This window comes from Salinibacterium sp. SWN167 (assembly GCF_015864665.1).
GTDB lineage: Bacteria > Actinomycetota > Actinomycetes > Actinomycetales > Microbacteriaceae > Rhodoglobus.
Genome location: NZ_JADYWU010000001.1, coordinates 75,796 through 94,322 on the forward strand (window position 1 = coordinate 75,796; position 18,527 = coordinate 94,322).

Consider the following 18,527-nt stretch of genomic DNA (forward strand, 5'->3'; position numbering starts at 1 on the left):
GGGGTTAAGAACGTGGGGCCACGCTTTGCAGCGTGGCCCCACCAATTCTTGCTCGCTCTCGATTTAGAGAGCGGGCTCCAAGTCGTCAACGTTGTTGATGTCGACGATGGTGTTCTCCAGCGGAACCATCTCGGGAACCGTCTCACCCTTCATCACAGAGATGAGGGTTTCGATGGCAAGCTCACCGTTGCGGAAAGGAGGCTGAAGGATCGTGCTGTACTGCTTTCCTTCGCGAATGTTGTCGAAGGCTCCGGCCTCACCGTTGATACCGACAACAACAGGAACGAAGTCGAGTCCGCTCTCCTCGAGTGCCTGCAGGAAGCCCTTGGCCATCGTGTCATCCTGAGCGTAAACGCCCTTGATCTGGTCACCGAACTTGGTGATGAGGTCGCGCGAAGCTACGAGAGCCTTCTGCTGGTCGAAGTCAGCGTTGACCGTGGCGAGGATCTCGAGGCCTGAACCCATGCTCGCGAGTTCGTCAACGAAGCCACCACTGCGGGCGATCTCGGTACCGTTTCCGGCTTGACCTGCGATGACGACGATGCCACCGGTGCTCTCGAGTGCTGCGTCGAGCTGCTGGGCGCTGATCTTGCCCTGGTCGTACTTGTCAGCACCGGCGAAGGACGCGATGAGTTCCATCGACTCGTCTCCGGCACGGGTGTCAATAGCGACGACGGGGATGCCGGCCTGCTCTGCCTTAAGCAGTCCAGGCAGGTAGCTGTTCTCGTCTGCTGGCCAGAGCAGGATGCCGTCAACACCGCGCGAAACGCAGGAGTTGAGCTGTTCTGCACCGGTCTGAGCCGAGAACTCTTCGCTGACGATGGTGAGCTCTACACCGGCTGCATCAGCAGCGGCCTGAGCGCCCTCGTTGGCAGGGGTGACGTAGGGGTGCGAATTGGCGAGTGTGACATAGCAAATGCTCTTGCCTTCGACACTGCCTGCGTCGCCGGATGCTGTGTCCGTGTCTGCGGCGGTGCAGCCTGCAACTGCGAACAGAAGCGTGGCAGCAGCCGAGGCGACGAGGATATTACGACGTGCAATCATGCGGTCCTCCTAGGAAGTGGTGTGTTTCTTGGTGCGACCCTCACGCTTCTCTGCGCGCGGGAAGATGCGCCGCCATGTCCGGAGACAATGCGGTCGAGGCTGATCAGAAGAATCAGCAGAAGGCCGGTGTAGATGGCCTGGGTGTACGACGGAACGCCGTTGTATTCGAGGGCCGTCGTGAGGGCACCGAGGGCGAGCACTCCGCCGAGGGTGGCGAGCGACGAGCCGCGGCCACCTTCAAGTCGGGTGCCACCGATGACCACGGCGGTAATCGCAGGAATCAACATCACGGCACCAGCGACAGGAGAACCTGCGGCGGTACTCAGCGACTGCATCATCCCGGCAAGCCCGGCAAAGAAGCCCGACAGAACGAAGGATGCGGCGATGTAGCCGTTGGCGTAGATACCGCTGGAGGTGGCGGCCGAGGCATCGCTGCCCACCGCGTAGAGGTTACGACCGGTGGGAGTGAGCTTGAGCCACACGAACATCAGTACGGCAGCGATCAAGAAGATCGCCGATCGTGGCGTGAGTATCCAGAGGAAGTCAGCTGTCAACGGAAGACCGAAGATGGGGTCTTCTGAGCTCAGCGGATACGAGTTCGTCAGCAGCAGCGCGAGTGACGCAAAGATCAGCAGTGTGGCCAAGGTCGCCACGAGCGAGTTGATCTTGAACACCACCACCATCAACGCATTGACCGCACCGATCAGGATGCCCACGGCAACTCCAGCGGCAGCGGCCGGAACGTTGCCGATGACCGGCTGCATGAAGATCGTGGTGATGCCTGCCATCGACATTATCGATCCAATAGAGAGGTCGATCTGGCCAGCGATCAGCACCGGGGTGAGGCCGAGGGCGAGAAACCCGACAACGGTGGCCCGGTCGAGCACTGACTGAAGGGTGTTGACGGTGAGGAAGTCGTCGAGGCTCAGACCACCAAAGACGGCGACCGCAATGAGCATGATGACCAGGCGGTACTGAACCGCACGAGTACCGAGTAGTGCGAAGTCGAAGTTTTTCACAGTCTTCCTGCCTTCCGACGAAAGTACGCGTCGATGCCGACGGCTCCGAGCACGATGGCGCCCGTGATGAGTCCGGTTGCTTGGCTGGGGAAGCCGAGCAAGATGATCAAGTTGCCGATGAGGGCGGTGATGAGCACGCCGCCGACGGTGCGCAGCACGCTACCGTTGCCGCCGAACACGCTCGTTCCGCCGATCACCACTGCGGTGATGGCCACGAACTCGTAGCCGGTGCCGATGATGGGGCGTGCTTGGCCGTTGCTGAGAGCGAGAAGCACTCCACACAGCCCGGCCAGAAACCCTGTCATGGCGAACGCGGCGGCCTTGGTGAATCGCACGGGAACCGCGCTGGCCTGAGCTGCTTGGTAGTTGCCACCCACCGCAAGACTCCAGCGACCAAACGAGGTTCGGGCGAGCAGCGGGTGCAGAATCAACGCCACGAAGATGAAGATCCAGATGAACACCGGGATGCCCAGGATGCTGCTCTTCACGAAGGTGGAGAGAGCACTCGGTTGGGCGTACACAATGCCACCACCGACGAGCAACTGGCTCAGGCCGAGAAGAACAGAGCCGGTGCCGAGCGTCGCGATGATCGGGTTGATGCGCAGGTAGCCGATCAGGAGTCCGTTGACGACACCTCCCATGCTCGCAACGAGCAAGCCCATCAGCGCGGCCGGCGCGGTGCCCATTGTTTCTTGAGCACCGAGAGTGACGAGGGCTCCCATAGCGACGTTGGCCGGCACCGAGAGGTCAGCAAGACCTCCCGTCACCATCACGAACGTCATCCCGAGGGCGATCAGGCCGACGGCCGAGTTGGCGTTGAGCACGTTGGTCAGGTTATTGACCGTCAGGAACGATGGTGACGCAATGGACCCGATAACGACGAGCACCAGAATTGCAATGGGAATGCTCAGCGTGCTGAACAGTGCGCCGGGTGTCTTGCTCTTGTCGAGACTTTTCGCGGGTGCGACGAGCTGATTCATGCGGCTACCTCCTGACCTGTTGCGGCACGCATAACCGACTCTTCAGTGGCATCCGCGCGGGAAATTTCGCCTGCAATGACACCTTCGTGCAAGACGAAGATGCGGTCGCAGACGGCGAGCAGTTCGGGCAGTTCGGAGCTGATCATGAGCACTCCGCCGCCGTCTTGAGCAAATTCACCGATGATGTGGTGGATGTCGGCCTTAGCTCCCACATCGACGCCACGGGTGGGCTCGTCAAGAATGAGGAGTTTCGGTTCCGAAAGCAGCCACTTGCCGAGAACGACTTTCTGCTGGTTTCCGCCGCTGAACACGTTGAGCGGACGCTCGACCTGAGGCGGGTTGACCTTGAGACGGTCGGCAAGCTCGGTGACGATCTTGCGTTCCTTCCCCAAAAAGATGAGCATCGCGTTCGTGAGCCGAGTGATGACGGGAAGGGTGAAGTTTTCCCGAACCGACAACCCAGGAATGATGCCCTGGCCCTTGCGGTCTTCGGGAACGAGAGCAATACCGGCCGCAACCGCCTGACGGGGTGAACGAATTTTTACCGTCGCGCCGGCGAGGGTGATGGTGCCCTCCTCCAGCGGATCGAGGCCAAACAGGGCGCGAGCAACTTCGGTGCGGCCGGAGCCGACGAGGCCCGCGAGTCCGACAATCTCGTGCTTGCGAACATCCAGAGTCACGTTGTCGAATTGACCGGCGCGCGATGCGCCCTCAATCGACAGGACTTGCTCGCCGAGCTCGAGGTCGAACTTGGGGAACATTTCGTTGAGGTCGCGACCGACCATGAGACTGACCATCTCATCCGGGGTGATCCCCGCAACGTCGCGTGTCTCGATGTGGCGTCCGTCGCGAAGAACCGTGACACGGTCGCCAATCTCCATGACCTCTTGAAGGCGATGGCTGATGTAGATGATGGCGATGCCGCGGTCACGCATCTTAGTGATGACATCGAAAAGTACGCGGGTCTCTTTGTCACCCAGCGATGACGTTGGCTCATCGAACACCACCACATTGGGCTGGCGGGCAACGACCTTGGCGATCTCGACCAGTTGCTGCTGGCTAATAGAGAGGTCGCCCAGACGAGTCCCCGGATCGATGTCGGTGTCGAGTTCACGCAGCACGGCTTCTGCCTTGGCGTTCATCGCACGGTAATCAACAAAGGGGCCACGCTTGGGCATAGCGCCGAGGCTGATGTTTTCAGAGACCGACAGGTCGGGAACGAGATTGAGTTCTTGGTAGATCATGCCGATGCCGCGACTGCGGGCTTCACGCGGGGTCCAGTGGGTTGCCTTGCGGCCGCCGACTTCGATCTGCCCCTTGTCGGGCTGGTAGAAGCCCGCCAAGATCTTCATCAGCGTGGACTTGCCTGCGCCGTTTTCTCCGACGATGGCATGCACTTCGCCCTCGTTGATTTCCAGATCAACGTCCTGAAGCGCCATAACGCCAGGAAAGGACTTAGTGATCCCGGTCATCCGCAGAGCGACTGCGGGTGTCGAATCGGTTGTCATACTGAACTCCCCTCATCGCGAACTGTGTGTGATTCAGAAATTCGCTGAAGTGTAAATCGCACGCTGTAGCTGACGCTCTGCGCCGCAGGGATCGAGGCGAGCTCGCCGGCCGCACGTGCTGCGCTGCGTCCAAAAACATTGGGGGTGTTGGTGGGTTCGATTCCCAATGCGTAGTGACCCTGACCCACCATCTTCCACTGGTAGAGCCACGGAAGTTCGAGACCCGAGAATTCGACGATCAGTTCCACACCAAGGTCGGGGTTCGACACCCGCACCTGCGCCGCTGGCTCGTCGCCGATCGTATGGCGGAAAACTTGTTCCGCGAAACCGGGAGTGGGTGCGGCGCCTGTCTGCCAAGCGTCGATACCTTTCTCACCCTCGGCGTCGCGCGCGACGGTCTCGCGGGAAGGAATATCGACCACGGTATTCTCCGACAGCAGCGGCCATCCGAGGTTGATGTGGTACAAAATCATGTGCGGCTGCTCGACGAACGACTCGTTAGTGACGGTGTCTTCGAGCAAAAATGACGTAGTGCCGACCTCAGCCGAAATCGTGCGCTGAAGCGTGAGGTTCTCGCCGAAGACGGCGGCCTGGCGGGTGACGGCCTCGACCACAACTTCGCTGTCAGTTGCTTCGGCACGGGTGACGCGAGCTTTCTGCGCACCAATACGACCGTGCAATCCCAAGGTCTGACCCGCGTCCTCACCGGCCGGCCCGAACGTGTCGAGGCCACAGGTGGCGAGCAGTCCTCCGCCGAAGGTGCGCAACCAGCCAGCACCCTCGGGCTCAAACGCTTCGGGGGCGGTGATCTCGGTCGGCGAGATCCACGCGATGGGGATGCCGTCGAACGTGACCTGCCCAATGTCGAGCGCGCGGTCCGGATGAAGTTCGACCTCCATCCCGCTGCCGTTCACCATCCGGAGTCGACGAGCACCCCGCGCAGGCCCCTCGGCCTCCACGAAGCTATCGAGTCGAACGACCTGAGAGAGCGAACCTACGCGCTCTCTCAGGGCCGTTCCCTCGCGACCAAAAACGTTAGACATGGAGTCCCAATTCGGCGTTCTCAGGACCGAAGTGCTTGAGAATGACGAGGTCTTGAGTAGCGGAACGGTTGGTGATGGTGACGCCGGCGCGGGCAGCAGCCTCGGTGACGAAGAACTCGTCTTGGCTGAGCTGTCCGAAACGGATGAGCGTGGCGGCGGCGATGTCGTGGTTGCCGAGTGTTCCGGTTCCCTGCACAGCGATGAGGCCGTAAGCGTCGGCATCCGTCACGGTGACGGACTGGCCGGGGCGAACCGTAAGCTCCTTGGCGCTGAAGTGCGGCGAGCGGTACACGATCCACTTTTCAACGTAGGCAGTCTCGCCATCAGCCAACGACTGTGCGGTCGAGTACGGCGCCATGAAGCGGTTCGTGACGAAGTTGGGGTCGGTGTTCTTTTCCCAGTCGAGTAAGGAAATGATGAAGTCGAAGTCGCCGTGGTGCTCCGGCGGAACATCCTTCCAGAGCAGTTCTTCGGGAACCTCACGGTTGTTGCTCCACGACTCACACATGCAGAAGACGTCGCACGCGGCCTGGGGCTCGTAGGTGCAGATGCTGGCGGGAGCGTGCAGCACACCGGAGGGGATGTCCCAGCCGGTGCCGAGCTGAGTGCGGTAGCCGCGCGAAAGATCGGTGATGCGGTTGTCTCCACCATCGCCGAAGCGCATGAGGCGGGCTTTCACCTGATCGGTGGTGACCTCAGGCTGGAAACCGAGGAACGAGATCGGCTGGTCGCCCAGGTGGTTGTTCATGTGAGGCGAGTAGTAGTAGGCCTCGGGCTTGCCTGGCTTGTCGACGAGCGCTGCTTTTTCGTCGGTGTGGTGCACGTGGAAGGGAAGAGCCTGCTGGTTGTCGAAGAACTTCGAGTACATCGGCCACTTCTCGTGCTGCGTCCAGAGACGCTCACCGATCGCTTCGCCCTTGTGGTGTCCCACGAACTCGTCGAACGGAAGCAGCGCTCCACCATCGGGGTCAACGACGAGGCTGAGGCCTTCATTGGCTCCTGTGAGAGGTCCGTTGTCGGCGCGAACGGCGGAGGAGAGCCAGCGCTCATCGATGCCGCCACGGCCTTGGGCGAAGGGGAAGTAGTCATCCGGGTGAAGACGGATGCGGCGGCCGGGAGTGCAGAACGCGCGGGGAACCCAGGTGGGGGCGAGCTGAACAATGCCCTGCCCTGCTTCCAGTGCGCGATCCATTCCGGATGCGCTGGATGCGACGTTCTCGTACGCTCCATCAACCATGTGCGATTCTCCTTCTTCCGAGCCGGTGCTGCAGCTGGGCGAATCGCACAGGCTGCTCTGCCTTATCAAGTTCATATCTGGTTCAATGAACCGGTGTTCAGTGAACCTATCATTCGTTACGGGACAGTGTCAACGCTCATCTGAATTGGCATAGATTCGGGCGGATGACGCACCGCGCTGTGTAACTACTCGTGGGTTGTAACATGAAATCTCACACGATCTTCGAGGAGCACCATGGCCACTGTCGGCACCCTGGGCGCACAACAACGCAGAGCGATGCTGCAAGAGCGCCTCAACCACGACGGCGCTCTGCGTCTCGACGACATCGCAGACGAACTCTCGGTCTCCGCCATGACCGTTCGGCGCGACCTCGACGACATGGAAGCCGAAGGCCTCCTGCGTCGCGTACGTGGTGGCGCGATCTCTATCGCCGGGCCCCGCCCCTTTGACGAACGCCGGGCAGTGCGCTCCCGCGCCAAGCAGGTCATCGCTAGCAAAGCCGCCGCCCTCATCCCCCAGTCGGGCTCGATTGCGCTCGACGCCTCCACCACCACCGGCACCATCGCCAGCACACTTGGCCAACGCGAAGGCCTCTCGGTGGCGACCAACTCCCTCGAAAACTTTGTGGTGCTGCGAGCGATTCCCGGCGTCAGCGGAATGGTCACCGGCGGCGAATCAGAGCCGAACACCGAAAGCCTGGTGGGGCTCCTCGCCTGCCAGGGTGCGGGATCCGTTCTGTATTCACGGTTTTTCTCCTCGGCGAGCGCCGTTGACCCGGTACTCGGCAGCTCGGAGGTTTCGCTGGCGGAGAGCCAAGTGAAGCAGGCCTTCGCGAGTGCTGCCCGCGAAACGATCCTCTGCGTTGATTCGTCGAAGCTCGATGACCGCTCGATCTCTGTGAGCTTCAATTTGCGCGACGTGGCCATGCTCATCACTGAACTTGACCCGCGCGACTCTCGCCTCGACGCGTACCGCGAGCATGTTGAGTTGCTGTGATGCCCCCTTGCGCTTCAGCGTAAGTTATTGTTAGATTTCACAAATACTTACAAACGCGACGACACAGGACACTCGGATGACAAACCCCACTGCAGCTGAACTCATCGCACGCTCGAACCGTCTCGGTTCCGATCCGCGCGTCACCAACTACGCCGGCGGCAACACGTCGGCCAAGGGCACCGAAACGGATCCCGTGACTGGCGAGCCCATCGAGCTCATGTGGGTAAAGGGCTCAGGCGGAGACCTCGGCACCCTGAAGGAAGCCGGCCTCGCCGTGCTGCGCCTCGACCGCCTACGTTCGATGACGAACGTCTACCCGGGCATCGACCGCGAAGACGAAATGGTTGCCGCGTTCGACTACACGCTTCACGGTAAGGGTGGCGCCGCGCCCTCCATCGACACCGCCATGCACGGACTCGTGGATGCTGCGCACGTCGACCACTTGCACCCCGACTCCGGTATCGCCATTGCGACCGCCAAGGATGGCAAGAAGCTCACCAAGAAGGCGTTCGGCGACAAGGTTGTCTGGGTTGACTGGCGCCGCCCCGGCTTCCAGCTCGGACTCGACATCGCTGAGATCAAGGCAAAGAACCCGAAGGCGATCGGCTGCATCCTCGGTGGTCACGGCATCACCGCGTGGGGCGACACAAGCGACGAAGCAGAAGCCAACAGCCTCTGGATCATCACCACCGCCGAAGAATTCATCGAGGCTAAGGGTAAGAAGGCCCCGTTCGGTCGCACCGTCGCCAAGAACGCCGCGCTGCCCGAAGAGGAGCGTCGCACCAAGGCCGCCGCCCTCGCCGCCACCGTCCGCGGCATCGCCAGCCACGACCGCCCCATGGTCGGCCACTTCACCGACGCGGATGTCGTTCTCGACTTCCTGGCCTCCGCCAATGCCCCCAAGCTCGCCGCCCTCGGCACGAGCTGCCCCGACCACTTCTTGCGCACCAAGGTGAAGCCACTGCTGCTCGACCTGCCCGCGAACGCCTCGATCGAGAAGAGCATCGAGCGTCTGAAGGAACTCCACGAGGAGTACCGCAAGGACTACACCGCGTACTACGACAAGTACGCCACCGACGACTCCCCCGAGATCCGTGGCGCCGACCCGCTCATCGTTCTCGTTCCCGGTGTCGGCATGTTCAGCTACGGCGCCAACAAGCAGACCGCCCGCGTGGCTGGCGAGTTCTACGTGAACGCCATCAACGTCATGCGCGGCGCCGAAGCCCTCTCGACTTATGCGCCCATCAGCGATGCCGAGAAGTTCAACATCGAATACTGGGCACTCGAAGAAGCCAAGCTGCAGCGGATGCCGAAGCCCAAGTCGCACGCGACGCGCGTCGCTCTCGTGACGGGCGCAGCATCCGGAATCGGCAAGGCCATCGCTACTCGCCTCGCAGCGGATGGCGCCTGCGTCGTCATTGCTGACCTCGACCTTGAGAAGGCCCAGGCCGCTGCCGCCGAAATCGGCAACACGGATGTCGCCATCGGCCTCAAGGTCAACGTGACCGACGCCGCAGCGATCGAGCGCATGGTGCAGGATGCCGTCCTCGCTTTCGGCGGTATCGACATCGTCGTGAACAATGCGGGCGTTTCGCTCTCGAAGCCCCTACTGGAGACCACCGAGCAGGATTGGGACTTCCAGCACGACATCATGGCCAAGGGTTCGTTCCTGGTCTCGAAGGCCACCGCGCCGGTTCTCATCGAGCAGGCCATGGGCGGCGATGTCATTTACATCTCGTCGAAGAACGCGGTCTTCGCTGGCCCTAACAACATTGCGTACTCGGCCACGAAGGCTGACCAGGCTCACCAGGTGCGACTGCTCGCGGTCGAGCTGGGCGAGCACGGCGTGAAGGTCAACGGCATCAACCCCGATGGCGTTGTACGCGGTTCGGGAATCTTTGCGGCAGGCTGGGGCGCTAACCGCGCCAAGACCTACGGTGTTGAAGAAGAAGACCTCGGCAAGTTCTACGCTCAGCGCACGATCCTCAAGCGTGAGGTTCTGCCCGAGAACGTTGCCAACGCCGTCTCGGTGCTCACGGGCCCCGACCTCAGCCACACCACGGGACTTCACATCCCCGTTGATGCTGGTGTTGCGGCGGCCTTCCTCCGATGAACGCGAAAGTTGTCGCCGCGGTCGATCTGGGTGCGACCAGTGGCCGAGTCATGCTCGGCCACGTGGGTCACAACGAGCTCACGGTTCGCCCCGTGGCACGTTTTCCCAACGGGCCAGTACGTCGCGTCGATGGCTTGCACTGGGACATTGATGCGCTCTACTCGAGTGTTCTCGCCGGTTTGGCGGCTGCAGTTCGTGACGAGCCGCAGTTGTCGAGCATCGGCGTGGACTCGTGGGCGGTTGACTATGCGTTGATGGCGGGTGGGCAGATGATTGCTCCCCCGTTCCATTACCGCGATGACCGCACGGCCGCGGGTGTGGAGCGCGTGCACGCGATTGCTGATCACGCTGAGCTCTACGGCTCCAACGGTCTGCAGTTCCTTCCCTTTAACACGCTGTACCAGTTCGCTGCCGAGCAGAACCTTGCCGATGCCGATGGTTTCTTGCTCGTCCCTGACCTCATCAACTACTGGTTGACGGGCCGCCAGGTCGCTGAACAGACCAACGCCTCGACGACCGGGCTGCTGAATCTGGCGACCGGCCAGTGGGATGACGCGCTCATCGAGAAGCTCGGATACTCCCGCAGCCTCTTCCCTGAGCTAGTTACTCCCGGCACGACGCTGGGGCCAGTGCGCGACGAGCTCGGCATCCGTGCCGACGTGGTCGCTGTCGGATCGCACGACACGGCATCCGCTGTCATGGCTGTTCCGGCCACGAACGACGACTTTGCGTACATCTCGTGTGGCACGTGGGGTCTCGTCGGCGTCGAGCTGAACTCCCCCGTGCTCACCGAAGCCAGCCGGGCTGCTAACTTCACCAACGAGGGCGGTGTCGACGGACGCGTGCGCTACCTGCACAACGTCATGGGCCTGTGGCTGCTGAGCGAGTGCGTGCGCGACTGGCAGAAGGATGACGCTAGCGTCGACCTTCTCGAGCTGTTGGCGGCGGCATCCGCTCTCGCGACACCGGTGCCGATTTTCGATGCCAACGACCCACGCTTCCTTGCTCCCGATGGCATGCCCGCGCGCATCGCCGCGTGGTGCACCGAACACGATGTGGCTGTTCCGCAGTCGCGCGTGGAGTTTGTGCGCAGCATCATCGAGAGCCTCAGCGTTGCTTTCGTGGATGCCGTACACACGGCCTCAGAACTCTCCGGAAAGTCGGTGTCGGTCATCCATATCGTCGGCGGTGGCTCGCAGAACGAGTTGCTCTGCCAGCTGATCGCGGACCGCAGCGGAATGCCGGTGCTCGCTGGCCCCGTAGAGGCCACGGCTATTGGCAACGTGCTCGTTCAGGCACGCGCCCAGGGGTTTGTCGAGGGCTCGTTGGAGGCGTTGCGCAGCCTGGTGGCTGCCGCGTTCTCGCCGAAGCGTTACTTGCCGCGTTCGCGGTAGCATCCAATTTCGCTTAACGACGTAGCGCCGACCACCGATCAATTCGGTAGTCGGCGCTTCGTCATTTAACGGGCGTCAGCTCGCCTTAGCCTTCGTCAAGCATCGGGTACGTGAGCCCGATCTGGCGACGGATTTCGTCGAGCGTGTGCATGATCTCGATGCTCTCGCTCGGCGAGAGGATGTCGTTGGTCAGCTCGCCAGCGGCGACGAGGCGCTCGAGTTCGGCGGCTTGGAATTGCATGCCGCGACCCGTGGTGCTGCCGTCGAACTCTTCGACGAGGTTGCCCTCGCCGTCGAAGCGAGTGAAGGTCGTGGGGGCGTAGAACGTCTCATCGATTTCGATACGGCCTTCGGTGCCCACAATGACGGCGCGCGTAGGGCCGCGCAGGTCGAGGGTGGTCTGCAGCACTGCTTGAGCTTCGGTGCCGTAGCTGAAGATCATCGAGGTCTGGCGGTCGACATCCGTACCGGTCTTGGTAGCCACAGCCACGAGGCTTGAGGGTGCGCCCAGTATGTCGTACGCGAACGACACGGGGTAGATGCCGAGGTCGAGCAGCGCGCCGCCGCCCAAGAGCGGGTTATTGATGCGGTGCAGCGGATCGCTGGGCAGGTTCTGGTTGTGGTCCGCGATCACGCTGCGAATCGTTCCGAGCGCGCCCTCGGCGATGAGCTCGCGGATGCGCACCATGTGCGGCAGGTAGCGGGTCCACATGGCTTCCAACACAACAAGGTTCTGTTCGTTTGCCCGGGCCACGACGTTCTCGGCCTGGGCCGCGTTCATCGTGAAGACCTTCTCTACGAGCACGTGCTTGCCGGCGTTGAGCGCGAGCAGCGCGTGCTCTTCGTGGAAGGGGTGGGGAGTCGCAACGTAGATGGCGTCGACGTTGGGGTCAGCAACGAGGTCTTCGTAGCTGCCGTGAGCGGTCGGGATGCCGTACTCGGCGGCGAACTTGTCTGCCGATTCTTGAGTGCGTGATCCGACCGCGACGACCTTGTGGCCGTGCTCGTTCAGGTCACTGGTTTGAAGGGTAGCGATCCATCCGGTGCCCAGAATTCCCCATGCCACTTGCTTCGTCATGCCATCTCCTTTGTTGCGCACGAAAACATACGTCGCCAATGTAGCAGGGGCCTATTTCACTTTGTCTTACATTCTGTTAGATTGTCTGACAATCCCCGTCAGCGCAGAAGGAGCAACCATGATCGAGAACGCCGCCGTGCTTCCCGAAACCGTTGCCCAAAAACTTCGTGCCGACATCATTGCTCAGCGCGATGCCCCCGGCTCTGCCATCACCGAGTCGGCCGTCGCCCTCCGCTTCGGCGTCGCCCGCCCCACCGCGCGCATCGCCATTGACCGCCTGGTCGCCGACGGCATCCTGCGTCGCGAAGCCCACCGGGCCGCACGCGTGCCCGAGCTCAGCTACGACGACGTGCTCGACCTCTTTGACACCCGCTCCATCGTGGAGACCGCCGCCATGGCTGCGTTAGCCGAAGCCGGCGCGATCCCGGCGGAGGCGCTGGCAGCCCACCGGGCGCTGACTGCTACCGACGATTTCGCTCACTACGACATCCAGTTTCACCGCGCGCTCGTCGCCGGTCAGCCCAGCCCCCGCCTCACCCGCCTGCACGAACTGCTCATGGGCGAAGTCGAGTTGTGCATTGGGCAGGTTCAATCCGCCCAACTCATCACCGCCCACGAGGTGGCCGAACAACACCAGGGCATCCTCGATGCCATCACCGCCGGGGATGCCGCCACAGCGGAGCGCCTCACCCGCGACCACATTCTGGGGGCGCGCGATCGCCTCCTCACCCACCTCGACACCTCCAACTAAAGGAACCCCATGGTTAAGCGTCAGTTCCCGAACCCCATCGAGCTTGCGAAGCTCATGAAGTTCAAGGCACCAGAACTCAACGGCAAGAAGCGCCGCCTCGATAGCGCCCTCACGATTTACGACCTCAAAGCCATCGCTCAGCGTCGCACCCCCAAGGCCGCCTACGACTACACGGATGGCTCGGCCGAAGGCGAAATCTCGCTCAGCCGGGCGCGCCAGGCTTTCGAGGACATCGAGTTTCACCCGTCGATCCTTCGTGACGCCTCGAACGTCTCGACCACGACTCAGGTTCTCGGCGGCACTTCCGCGATGCCGTTCGGTATTGCGCCAACGGGATTCACGCGCCTCATGCAGACCGAAGGCGAGATTGCTGGCGCGGGCGCAGCAGCGGCAGCGGGCATTCCGTTCACCCTCTCGACGCTCGGCACGACATCCATTGAAGATGTGAAGGCCGCGAACCCGAACGGTCGCAACTGGTTCCAGCTGTACGTCATGCGCGAGCGCGAAATCTCGTACGGACTCGTCGAACGTGCGGCTGCTGCCGGCTACGACACCCTCATGTTCACCGTCGACACCCCCATCGCCGGCGCCCGTCTTCGGGACACTCGCAACGGATTCTCGATCCCGCCGCAGCTAACGCTCGGCACGATCGCTAATGCGATCCCCCGCCCGTGGTGGTGGTTCGACTTCCTCACGACTCCCCCGCTGGAGTTTGCCTCGCTCTCCTCGACCGGCGGCCGCACCGTCGGCGAACTGCTCAACTCGGCGATGGATCCGTCGATCAACTACGAGGACCTCAAGGTCATCCGCGCCATGTGGCCGGGCAAGATCGTCATCAAGGGAGTGCAAAACCTCGAAGATTCGAAGCGCCTTGCTGACCTCGGCGTTGACGGTATCCTGCTCTCGAACCACGGTGGCCGCCAGCTCGACCGTGCGCCCATCCCCTTCCACCTGCTGCCCGAGGTCGCCCGCGAGGTCGGCAACGACGTCGAAGTGATGGTCGACACCGGCATCATGAACGGTGCGGATGTCGTAGCCTCGATGGCGCTCGGTGCCAAGTTCACCCTCATCGGCCGGGCCTACCTCTACGGACTCATGGCCGGAGGCCGCGAAGGCGTCGATCGCACGATCGAGATTCTCTCCAGCCAAATCGTGCGCACCATGAAACTGCTGGAAGTCACCAGCATCGAAGAGCTCGAGCCCAAGCACGTCACCCAGCTGCAGCGCTTGGCTCCCCGAGCCGTCGCGCCGAGTGCTGCCGCCGCGGTTCCGGCTAAGCGCGCTGCGCCGCGCAAGGCTGCTGCCACGAAGGCCACACCAGCGACAAAGAAAGCCACTCCGGCGAAAGCCACGATCGCAAGCACGACTCGCACAGGATCCGCGAAAGCCGCACCGAAGAAGCCCGCGGCCAAGAAGCCTGCTTCCAAATAACTAGGCCACTCGCGCCGCAGGTTGTGGTGGGTTGCCGCGCGAGTTCTCTGTCCCCGCCGGGTCTAGCTTCTGACGTTCGTCAGCTAGCACCCTGCGGGGCATAGGGTTGGACACCGTGACTCAACCTTCTCTCGCAACTCCGCCGCCTGTGTGGCGCGCACCCGGGATGCCCGCGCTGCTGGTGTTGACGGCGGCAGGGTTCGGCGGGTTCGTTGTTCTCATTCCTGTCGCTCCGTTGTGGGCGATCCAGGGCGGAGCAACGGAAGCCGGCTCGGGTTGGGTCAACGGAATCCTCCTGCTCGTTACCGTGATGACGCAACCCTTCGTGCCTCGCCTTCTGGCGCGATTGGGCACAGGGCGAGTGCTGGCTGCGGGGCTCGCGCTGCTCGGAGTTCCGCCACTGCTCCTGCTTGTCTCTGATCAGCTGGCGTGGATTCTCGCGATTTCAGCGGTGCGCGGGGTCGGCTTCGGCATCCTCACTGTCACAGGGTCGACCGTGGTGGCAAACCTCGTCGATCGCACCCAGCATGGCGCCGCGGTCGGCATCTACGGTGCCTCAATCGCGATTCCGCAGATTCTGCTCGTGCCAGCCGCGACGCTCCTTGCCGACACCGTTGGCTTCTGGTCCGTCTTCGCTCTCGGCGCGCTCCCCCTTCTCGGCATCAGCTCGGCACCCCGGCTGGCCCGTATTTTGCGCGAGCAAGCAGCCGAGCGCGAAGCCCTACCAGCCACCGGTGCGACGCCAATCGTTCCCCCACCCGGCGGCAAATCTCCCAGATGGATGCTCGCCGTCACGCTCCTGCGCCCCATGATGCTGCTGAGCGGCGTCACCCTTGCCGGCGGCGCCTTGATCACCTTTGCGCCACAAATGAGCTCCTCAGCAGCGGCAACCGCAGGCTCTCTCGCTCTGCTCACCCTGAGCGCCGCTGTCACCCGGTGGGCCATTGGCGGGCTCTCTGACCGTTTCGGCGCCAACCGCTTCCTGTGGCCCCTCGTCATCATCGCGGTCGCGGGCCTGCTCGCGATTGCCGCAGCCGTGCAGAATCCGGCCGCCACCGGCATCCTGTTGTTCCTCGTCGGTATGACCCTCGTCGGTATTGCCTACGGCGGCCTGCAAAACCTGACTCTCGTGATCTCGCTTGCCGCCGTTCCGCGCAAGCAGTACGGCACCGCTAGCGCCGTGTGGAACATCGGCTTCGATCTCGGAACAGCGCTCGGCTCCGTGCTCGTCGGAACCCTCGCGACCGCATTCGGCTTCCCGCCCGCCATCTTGGTAGCCGCCGCAATCTCCCTACTCACGCTGCCACTCGCGTTCAGGCGCGGGCCGAAGGTCACCGCCTAGCTAAAGCGCGAGGCACCATCAGCAATGCTCGAAGGTGTACTCGGCTGAGCCGGGCGACGTGAGATCGCGATCCCGCAGTATCGTGATGGGCGGTGTCGCGGCATCCGCACACACCTCGCTGAACGGGCGTCGCAGCTCATCGGTGTACTCGATGTCGATAACGGCATCACCATAAAAGCCGGTAAAGTCGCCGCACTCTGAGTACTGGTCGCACTCCTCCGCGATCGCGAAGTCGAACCCGATGGCGGATGCCTCCTCCCCCAGCAGCTCGGCCGAATTCTTCTGGGCTACCGCGAGTCCGCTGCTGTGGCCGAGCTGCACGAACAGCGTGGCCATTGCTACCGCCTGCTCGCGCTCAAGAACCCCGTCGGAGCGCGTGTAGCTGTCGAGGTTATCGAACTCGACTGCTGCGAAACCCTTACCTGCGCAGCCCTCAATCAGCGGCGCCATCCGCGCGGCGATAGCGTCGCGATTGCTGGCGGTACGGATGTCGAGCAGCGTTTCATCCGGCCAGTTCGCATCGATTACCGGGTCGCCTTCGGCATCGCGCAGCAGCAGCTCGCTCGGCCACGACTCCCCCGGTTGCGACTGGAACCCGTTGAGGTAACAAATGGAATAGGCGCCGGCGAGCGGTTCTTCGCTGGCGTCGCGCACGACGACGGTGACGGCAGCGTCGGGCTCGTACGCGCCGCCGAGCTGGTAGTCCGCGACGGCGCCCGCGGCGAAAAGACTCGGTGAGGCGGTAGCGGCGGGAGGGGCGCTGGGTTCAGTTGTTAGAGGAGCTGAGGCCGAGCATCCGGCCAGCACGACGAACACCGCCGCGACACAGAGCGCAGGCAGCAAGGATCGCCGCGCGCGCACTGTCATGCGGTCGAGCTTAGGCCGCTCCGGTGCGACGCGAGATGTAGGTCGCACGCATGTGGGAGCGGTGAGGTGGCAACTCTGCCCGAATGAGCGCGAAGCTCGAAACGATTGCCAGCAGAGCAGAAAGACCCAACACCAGAGTCGGAAGCGGCGGGATGCCCGCGGCTACGTCAAGCCCGGTGCCGGCCACGATCAGCCAGACGGCGGCTGCCGCAGCGGCGGTAAGGCTCGCCAGAAGAACAACTACCCACCCGAATACTTTCCTATTCATAATTGCCCCCGTGCTTTCAGTTCTGCCTGGTTAATGCGACTGTGTAGCGTGAGCGAAAGCCTGAGGCTTTCTCTCTACTTGAACGCTAGACCCCAAATGGGGGCCAATCTAGTCGTCATTAATGCGGACTAGCTTGTGTCGCTCTAAGCAAGCCGCAGCAACCGTGCGCGCAACTCTTTCGGCGTTGATTCGGGCATTGCTGAGGAGAGCTCGCTGCGTTGGGGAAGCGCGCCTCCCTCAGAAACGATCGTGATGGCGCGGGCGAGGCTGCCACGGCCGACGTGCACGAGGGCGTTGTCGTCGGCATGCATTTCGAGCAGCAGCGCGACTTCGCGGGACGCATTTCGCGCCGTGGGCAGCCACGGCAACGACAGCTTCCACGCGGTGAAGAAAATCAGCACGATGTCATGACGCAATCGCACATGGGCGCGTTCGTGTTCGATCACCGCCTGGAGTTCTTCTTCGTCGAGCAACTGCAGCAGACCGGCGCTCAACACGGTGATGGAGGTGAGCGCACCCGGGAGGCAGTACGCGACCGGGGCCGGAGTGTCGATGAGGCGCGTACCAGGGCGGCCAGCAATTGGTTCGCTCAAGAGGGTGATGAGTTGTGAGTGGCGGGCTCGCTCACGCTCCGCGTAGACGACGGTGACGAGGAGATTGAGCAGCAGGTGCGCGGTGAGGAAGAGAGCTCCCGAGAGTGCCAGTAGCGACCACACCGACGAACCTTCGGGGAGTTCGTTGTGGGTGACGAAGCGCCACATGCCGGTTGCGGCATCCGGAAGATCGGTGGCGAAGGTGGCCGCACCGAGCAGCACGAGAGAACCAATCATGCTGAAGCCACCGATGAGGGCCACAAGTTGCCACACCAGCAGTCCGAGTGCGGGGCGACGGTAGGCCCACCGCGCACCGGGAAGGATCACCGGCACAGGCCAAGCCAAGAGGATGGCGATGACTCCGAGCGTGATCGCCGCGGCTACCACCGTTAGCGCCCGGCGAGAATACGGCGGAGGGTCTCAGCTTCTTCGTTGGAGACTTGCCCGACGAAACGCTCAAGAACAGCGGTGCGATCGTTGGCCCCGCCCAAGACTTCGTGCATGAGGTCGGCCATATGTTCAGCACGAACCGATGCTGCGCGGTAACGGTGCGGGCGCACATCTCGCTCGCGCACTACATAACTCTTCTTTTCAAGGCGAGAAAGTACCGTGAGAATAGTGGTGGCGGCGAGTTCGCGGCCCGACGATTCAGGGGACGCCAAAGCGGCCTGCAAATCGTAGGCTGAGAGACTTTCGGCGCTCGCCCACAGCAGGTCCATGACACTGCGTTCGAGTTCACCAAGCGAATTCATAAACGAATTCTACCCTAAGTAGAAATAACTTCTACGAGGGTGTAGAAATGTTATACAGCACTTACCCAGCTAAAACATTGGCTGCTGTTACGAGGGCAATCGTCACAATTA

17 protein-coding genes are annotated in these 18,527 nt (G+C 62.5%); 6 read left to right on the top strand and 11 right to left on the bottom strand.

Annotation, left to right across the window (positions count from 1 at the left end; translation table 11 throughout):
- Positions 1 to 63: 63 nt before the first annotated feature.
- The 6 genes from I6E60_RS00375 to I6E60_RS00400 are packed head-to-tail and all read right to left on the bottom strand — an operon-like array spanning position 64 to position 6,831.
- Positions 64 to 1,044 (bottom strand): sugar ABC transporter substrate-binding protein, encoded by a 981-nt coding sequence (locus I6E60_RS00375; RefSeq protein ID WP_197178296.1) that lies wholly within the window; start codon positions 1,042 to 1,044, stop codon positions 64 to 66.
- Complete coding sequence (locus I6E60_RS00380; RefSeq protein WP_197178299.1) at positions 1,041 to 2,063, bottom strand: ABC transporter permease; 1,023 nt, start codon at positions 2,061 to 2,063, stop codon at positions 1,041 to 1,043. Before I6E60_RS00380 ends, I6E60_RS00375 begins: the two co-directional genes overlap by 4 nt.
- Complete coding sequence (locus I6E60_RS00385) at positions 2,060 to 3,043, bottom strand: ABC transporter permease (protein ID WP_197178300.1); 984 nt, start codon at positions 3,041 to 3,043, stop codon at positions 2,060 to 2,062. Before I6E60_RS00385 ends, I6E60_RS00380 begins: the two co-directional genes overlap by 4 nt.
- Positions 3,040 to 4,551, bottom strand: a complete 1,512-nt coding sequence (locus I6E60_RS00390; RefSeq protein ID WP_231601078.1) for a sugar ABC transporter ATP-binding protein — start codon at positions 4,549 to 4,551, stop codon at positions 3,040 to 3,042. Before I6E60_RS00390 ends, I6E60_RS00385 begins: the two co-directional genes overlap by 4 nt.
- Positions 4,548 to 5,594 carry an aldose 1-epimerase family protein gene (locus tag I6E60_RS00395; RefSeq protein ID WP_197178301.1) on the bottom strand — a complete coding sequence of 349 codons (1,047 nt, stop codon included), beginning with the start codon at positions 5,592 to 5,594 and terminating at the stop codon, positions 4,548 to 4,550. Before I6E60_RS00395 ends, I6E60_RS00390 begins: the two co-directional genes overlap by 4 nt.
- On the bottom strand, positions 5,587 to 6,831 hold the full coding sequence (locus I6E60_RS00400) for a hypothetical protein (protein WP_197178302.1): 1,245 nt from the start codon (positions 6,829 to 6,831) through the stop codon (positions 5,587 to 5,589). Before I6E60_RS00400 ends, I6E60_RS00395 begins: the two co-directional genes overlap by 8 nt.
- Before the next feature lie 234 nt (positions 6,832 to 7,065).
- Here I6E60_RS00400 and I6E60_RS00405 point away from each other — a divergent pair, with 234 nt between their 5' ends.
- The 3 genes from I6E60_RS00405 (at position 7,066) to I6E60_RS00415 (ending at position 11,334) form a co-directional block, all read left to right on the top strand.
- Positions 7,066 to 7,827: a DeoR/GlpR family DNA-binding transcription regulator gene (locus I6E60_RS00405; RefSeq protein ID WP_197178303.1), complete on the top strand. Its 762-nt coding sequence runs from the start codon at positions 7,066 to 7,068 to the stop codon at positions 7,825 to 7,827.
- A gap of 76 nt (positions 7,828 to 7,903) precedes the next feature.
- Positions 7,904 to 9,940, top strand: a complete 2,037-nt coding sequence (locus I6E60_RS00410) for a bifunctional aldolase/short-chain dehydrogenase (protein ID WP_197122141.1) — start codon at positions 7,904 to 7,906, stop codon at positions 9,938 to 9,940.
- Positions 9,937 to 11,334: a rhamnulokinase family protein gene (locus tag I6E60_RS00415; RefSeq protein WP_197178304.1), complete on the top strand. Its 1,398-nt coding sequence runs from the start codon at positions 9,937 to 9,939 to the stop codon at positions 11,332 to 11,334. Before I6E60_RS00410 ends, I6E60_RS00415 begins: the two co-directional genes overlap by 4 nt.
- Positions 11,335 to 11,419: 85 nt before the next feature.
- On the opposite strand, the gene I6E60_RS00420 is transcribed toward I6E60_RS00415, so the two are convergent.
- Positions 11,420 to 12,412, bottom strand: a complete 993-nt coding sequence (locus tag I6E60_RS00420) for a Gfo/Idh/MocA family protein (RefSeq protein ID WP_197178305.1) — start codon at positions 12,410 to 12,412, stop codon at positions 11,420 to 11,422.
- A 118-nt stretch (positions 12,413 to 12,530) separates the two neighbouring features.
- Between I6E60_RS00420 and I6E60_RS00425 the strand changes: the two genes are divergently transcribed.
- From I6E60_RS00425 to I6E60_RS00435, 3 genes are all read left to right on the top strand, one after another.
- Entirely contained in the window at positions 12,531 to 13,163 is a 633-nt protein-coding gene (locus tag I6E60_RS00425; protein ID WP_197178306.1) for a GntR family transcriptional regulator, read from the top strand.
- Positions 13,164 to 13,172: 9 nt separating this feature from the next.
- Positions 13,173 to 14,594 carry an alpha-hydroxy acid oxidase gene (locus tag I6E60_RS00430; protein ID WP_197178308.1) on the top strand — a complete coding sequence of 474 codons (1,422 nt, stop codon included), beginning with the start codon at positions 13,173 to 13,175 and terminating at the stop codon, positions 14,592 to 14,594.
- Between the two features lie 115 nt (positions 14,595 to 14,709).
- Complete coding sequence (locus I6E60_RS00435; RefSeq protein ID WP_307841760.1) at positions 14,710 to 15,936, top strand: MFS transporter; 1,227 nt, start codon at positions 14,710 to 14,712, stop codon at positions 15,934 to 15,936.
- A gap of 18 nt (positions 15,937 to 15,954) precedes the next feature.
- Here the strand turns inward: I6E60_RS00435 and I6E60_RS00440 are convergent, their stop codons facing one another.
- The 4 genes from I6E60_RS00440 to I6E60_RS00455 all read right to left on the bottom strand — a co-directional run bounded on the left by I6E60_RS00440 (position 15,955) and on the right by I6E60_RS00455 (position 18,416).
- Positions 15,955 to 16,803, bottom strand: a complete 849-nt coding sequence (locus I6E60_RS00440) for an endo alpha-1,4 polygalactosaminidase (protein ID WP_197178311.1) — start codon at positions 16,801 to 16,803, stop codon at positions 15,955 to 15,957.
- Between the two features lie 10 nt (positions 16,804 to 16,813).
- Positions 16,814 to 17,071 carry a hypothetical protein gene (locus I6E60_RS00445; RefSeq protein WP_197121950.1) on the bottom strand — a complete coding sequence of 86 codons (258 nt, stop codon included), beginning with the start codon at positions 17,069 to 17,071 and terminating at the stop codon, positions 16,814 to 16,816.
- A 143-nt stretch (positions 17,072 to 17,214) separates the two neighbouring features.
- Positions 17,215 to 18,051, bottom strand: coding sequence for a M56 family metallopeptidase (locus tag I6E60_RS00450; RefSeq protein WP_197178313.1), 837 nt, complete (start codon positions 18,049 to 18,051; stop codon positions 17,215 to 17,217).
- A 2-nt stretch (positions 18,052 to 18,053) separates the two neighbouring features.
- Complete coding sequence (locus tag I6E60_RS00455) at positions 18,054 to 18,416, bottom strand: BlaI/MecI/CopY family transcriptional regulator (RefSeq protein ID WP_197121954.1); 363 nt, start codon at positions 18,414 to 18,416, stop codon at positions 18,054 to 18,056.
- Between the last annotated feature and the right edge of the window lie 111 nt (positions 18,417 to 18,527).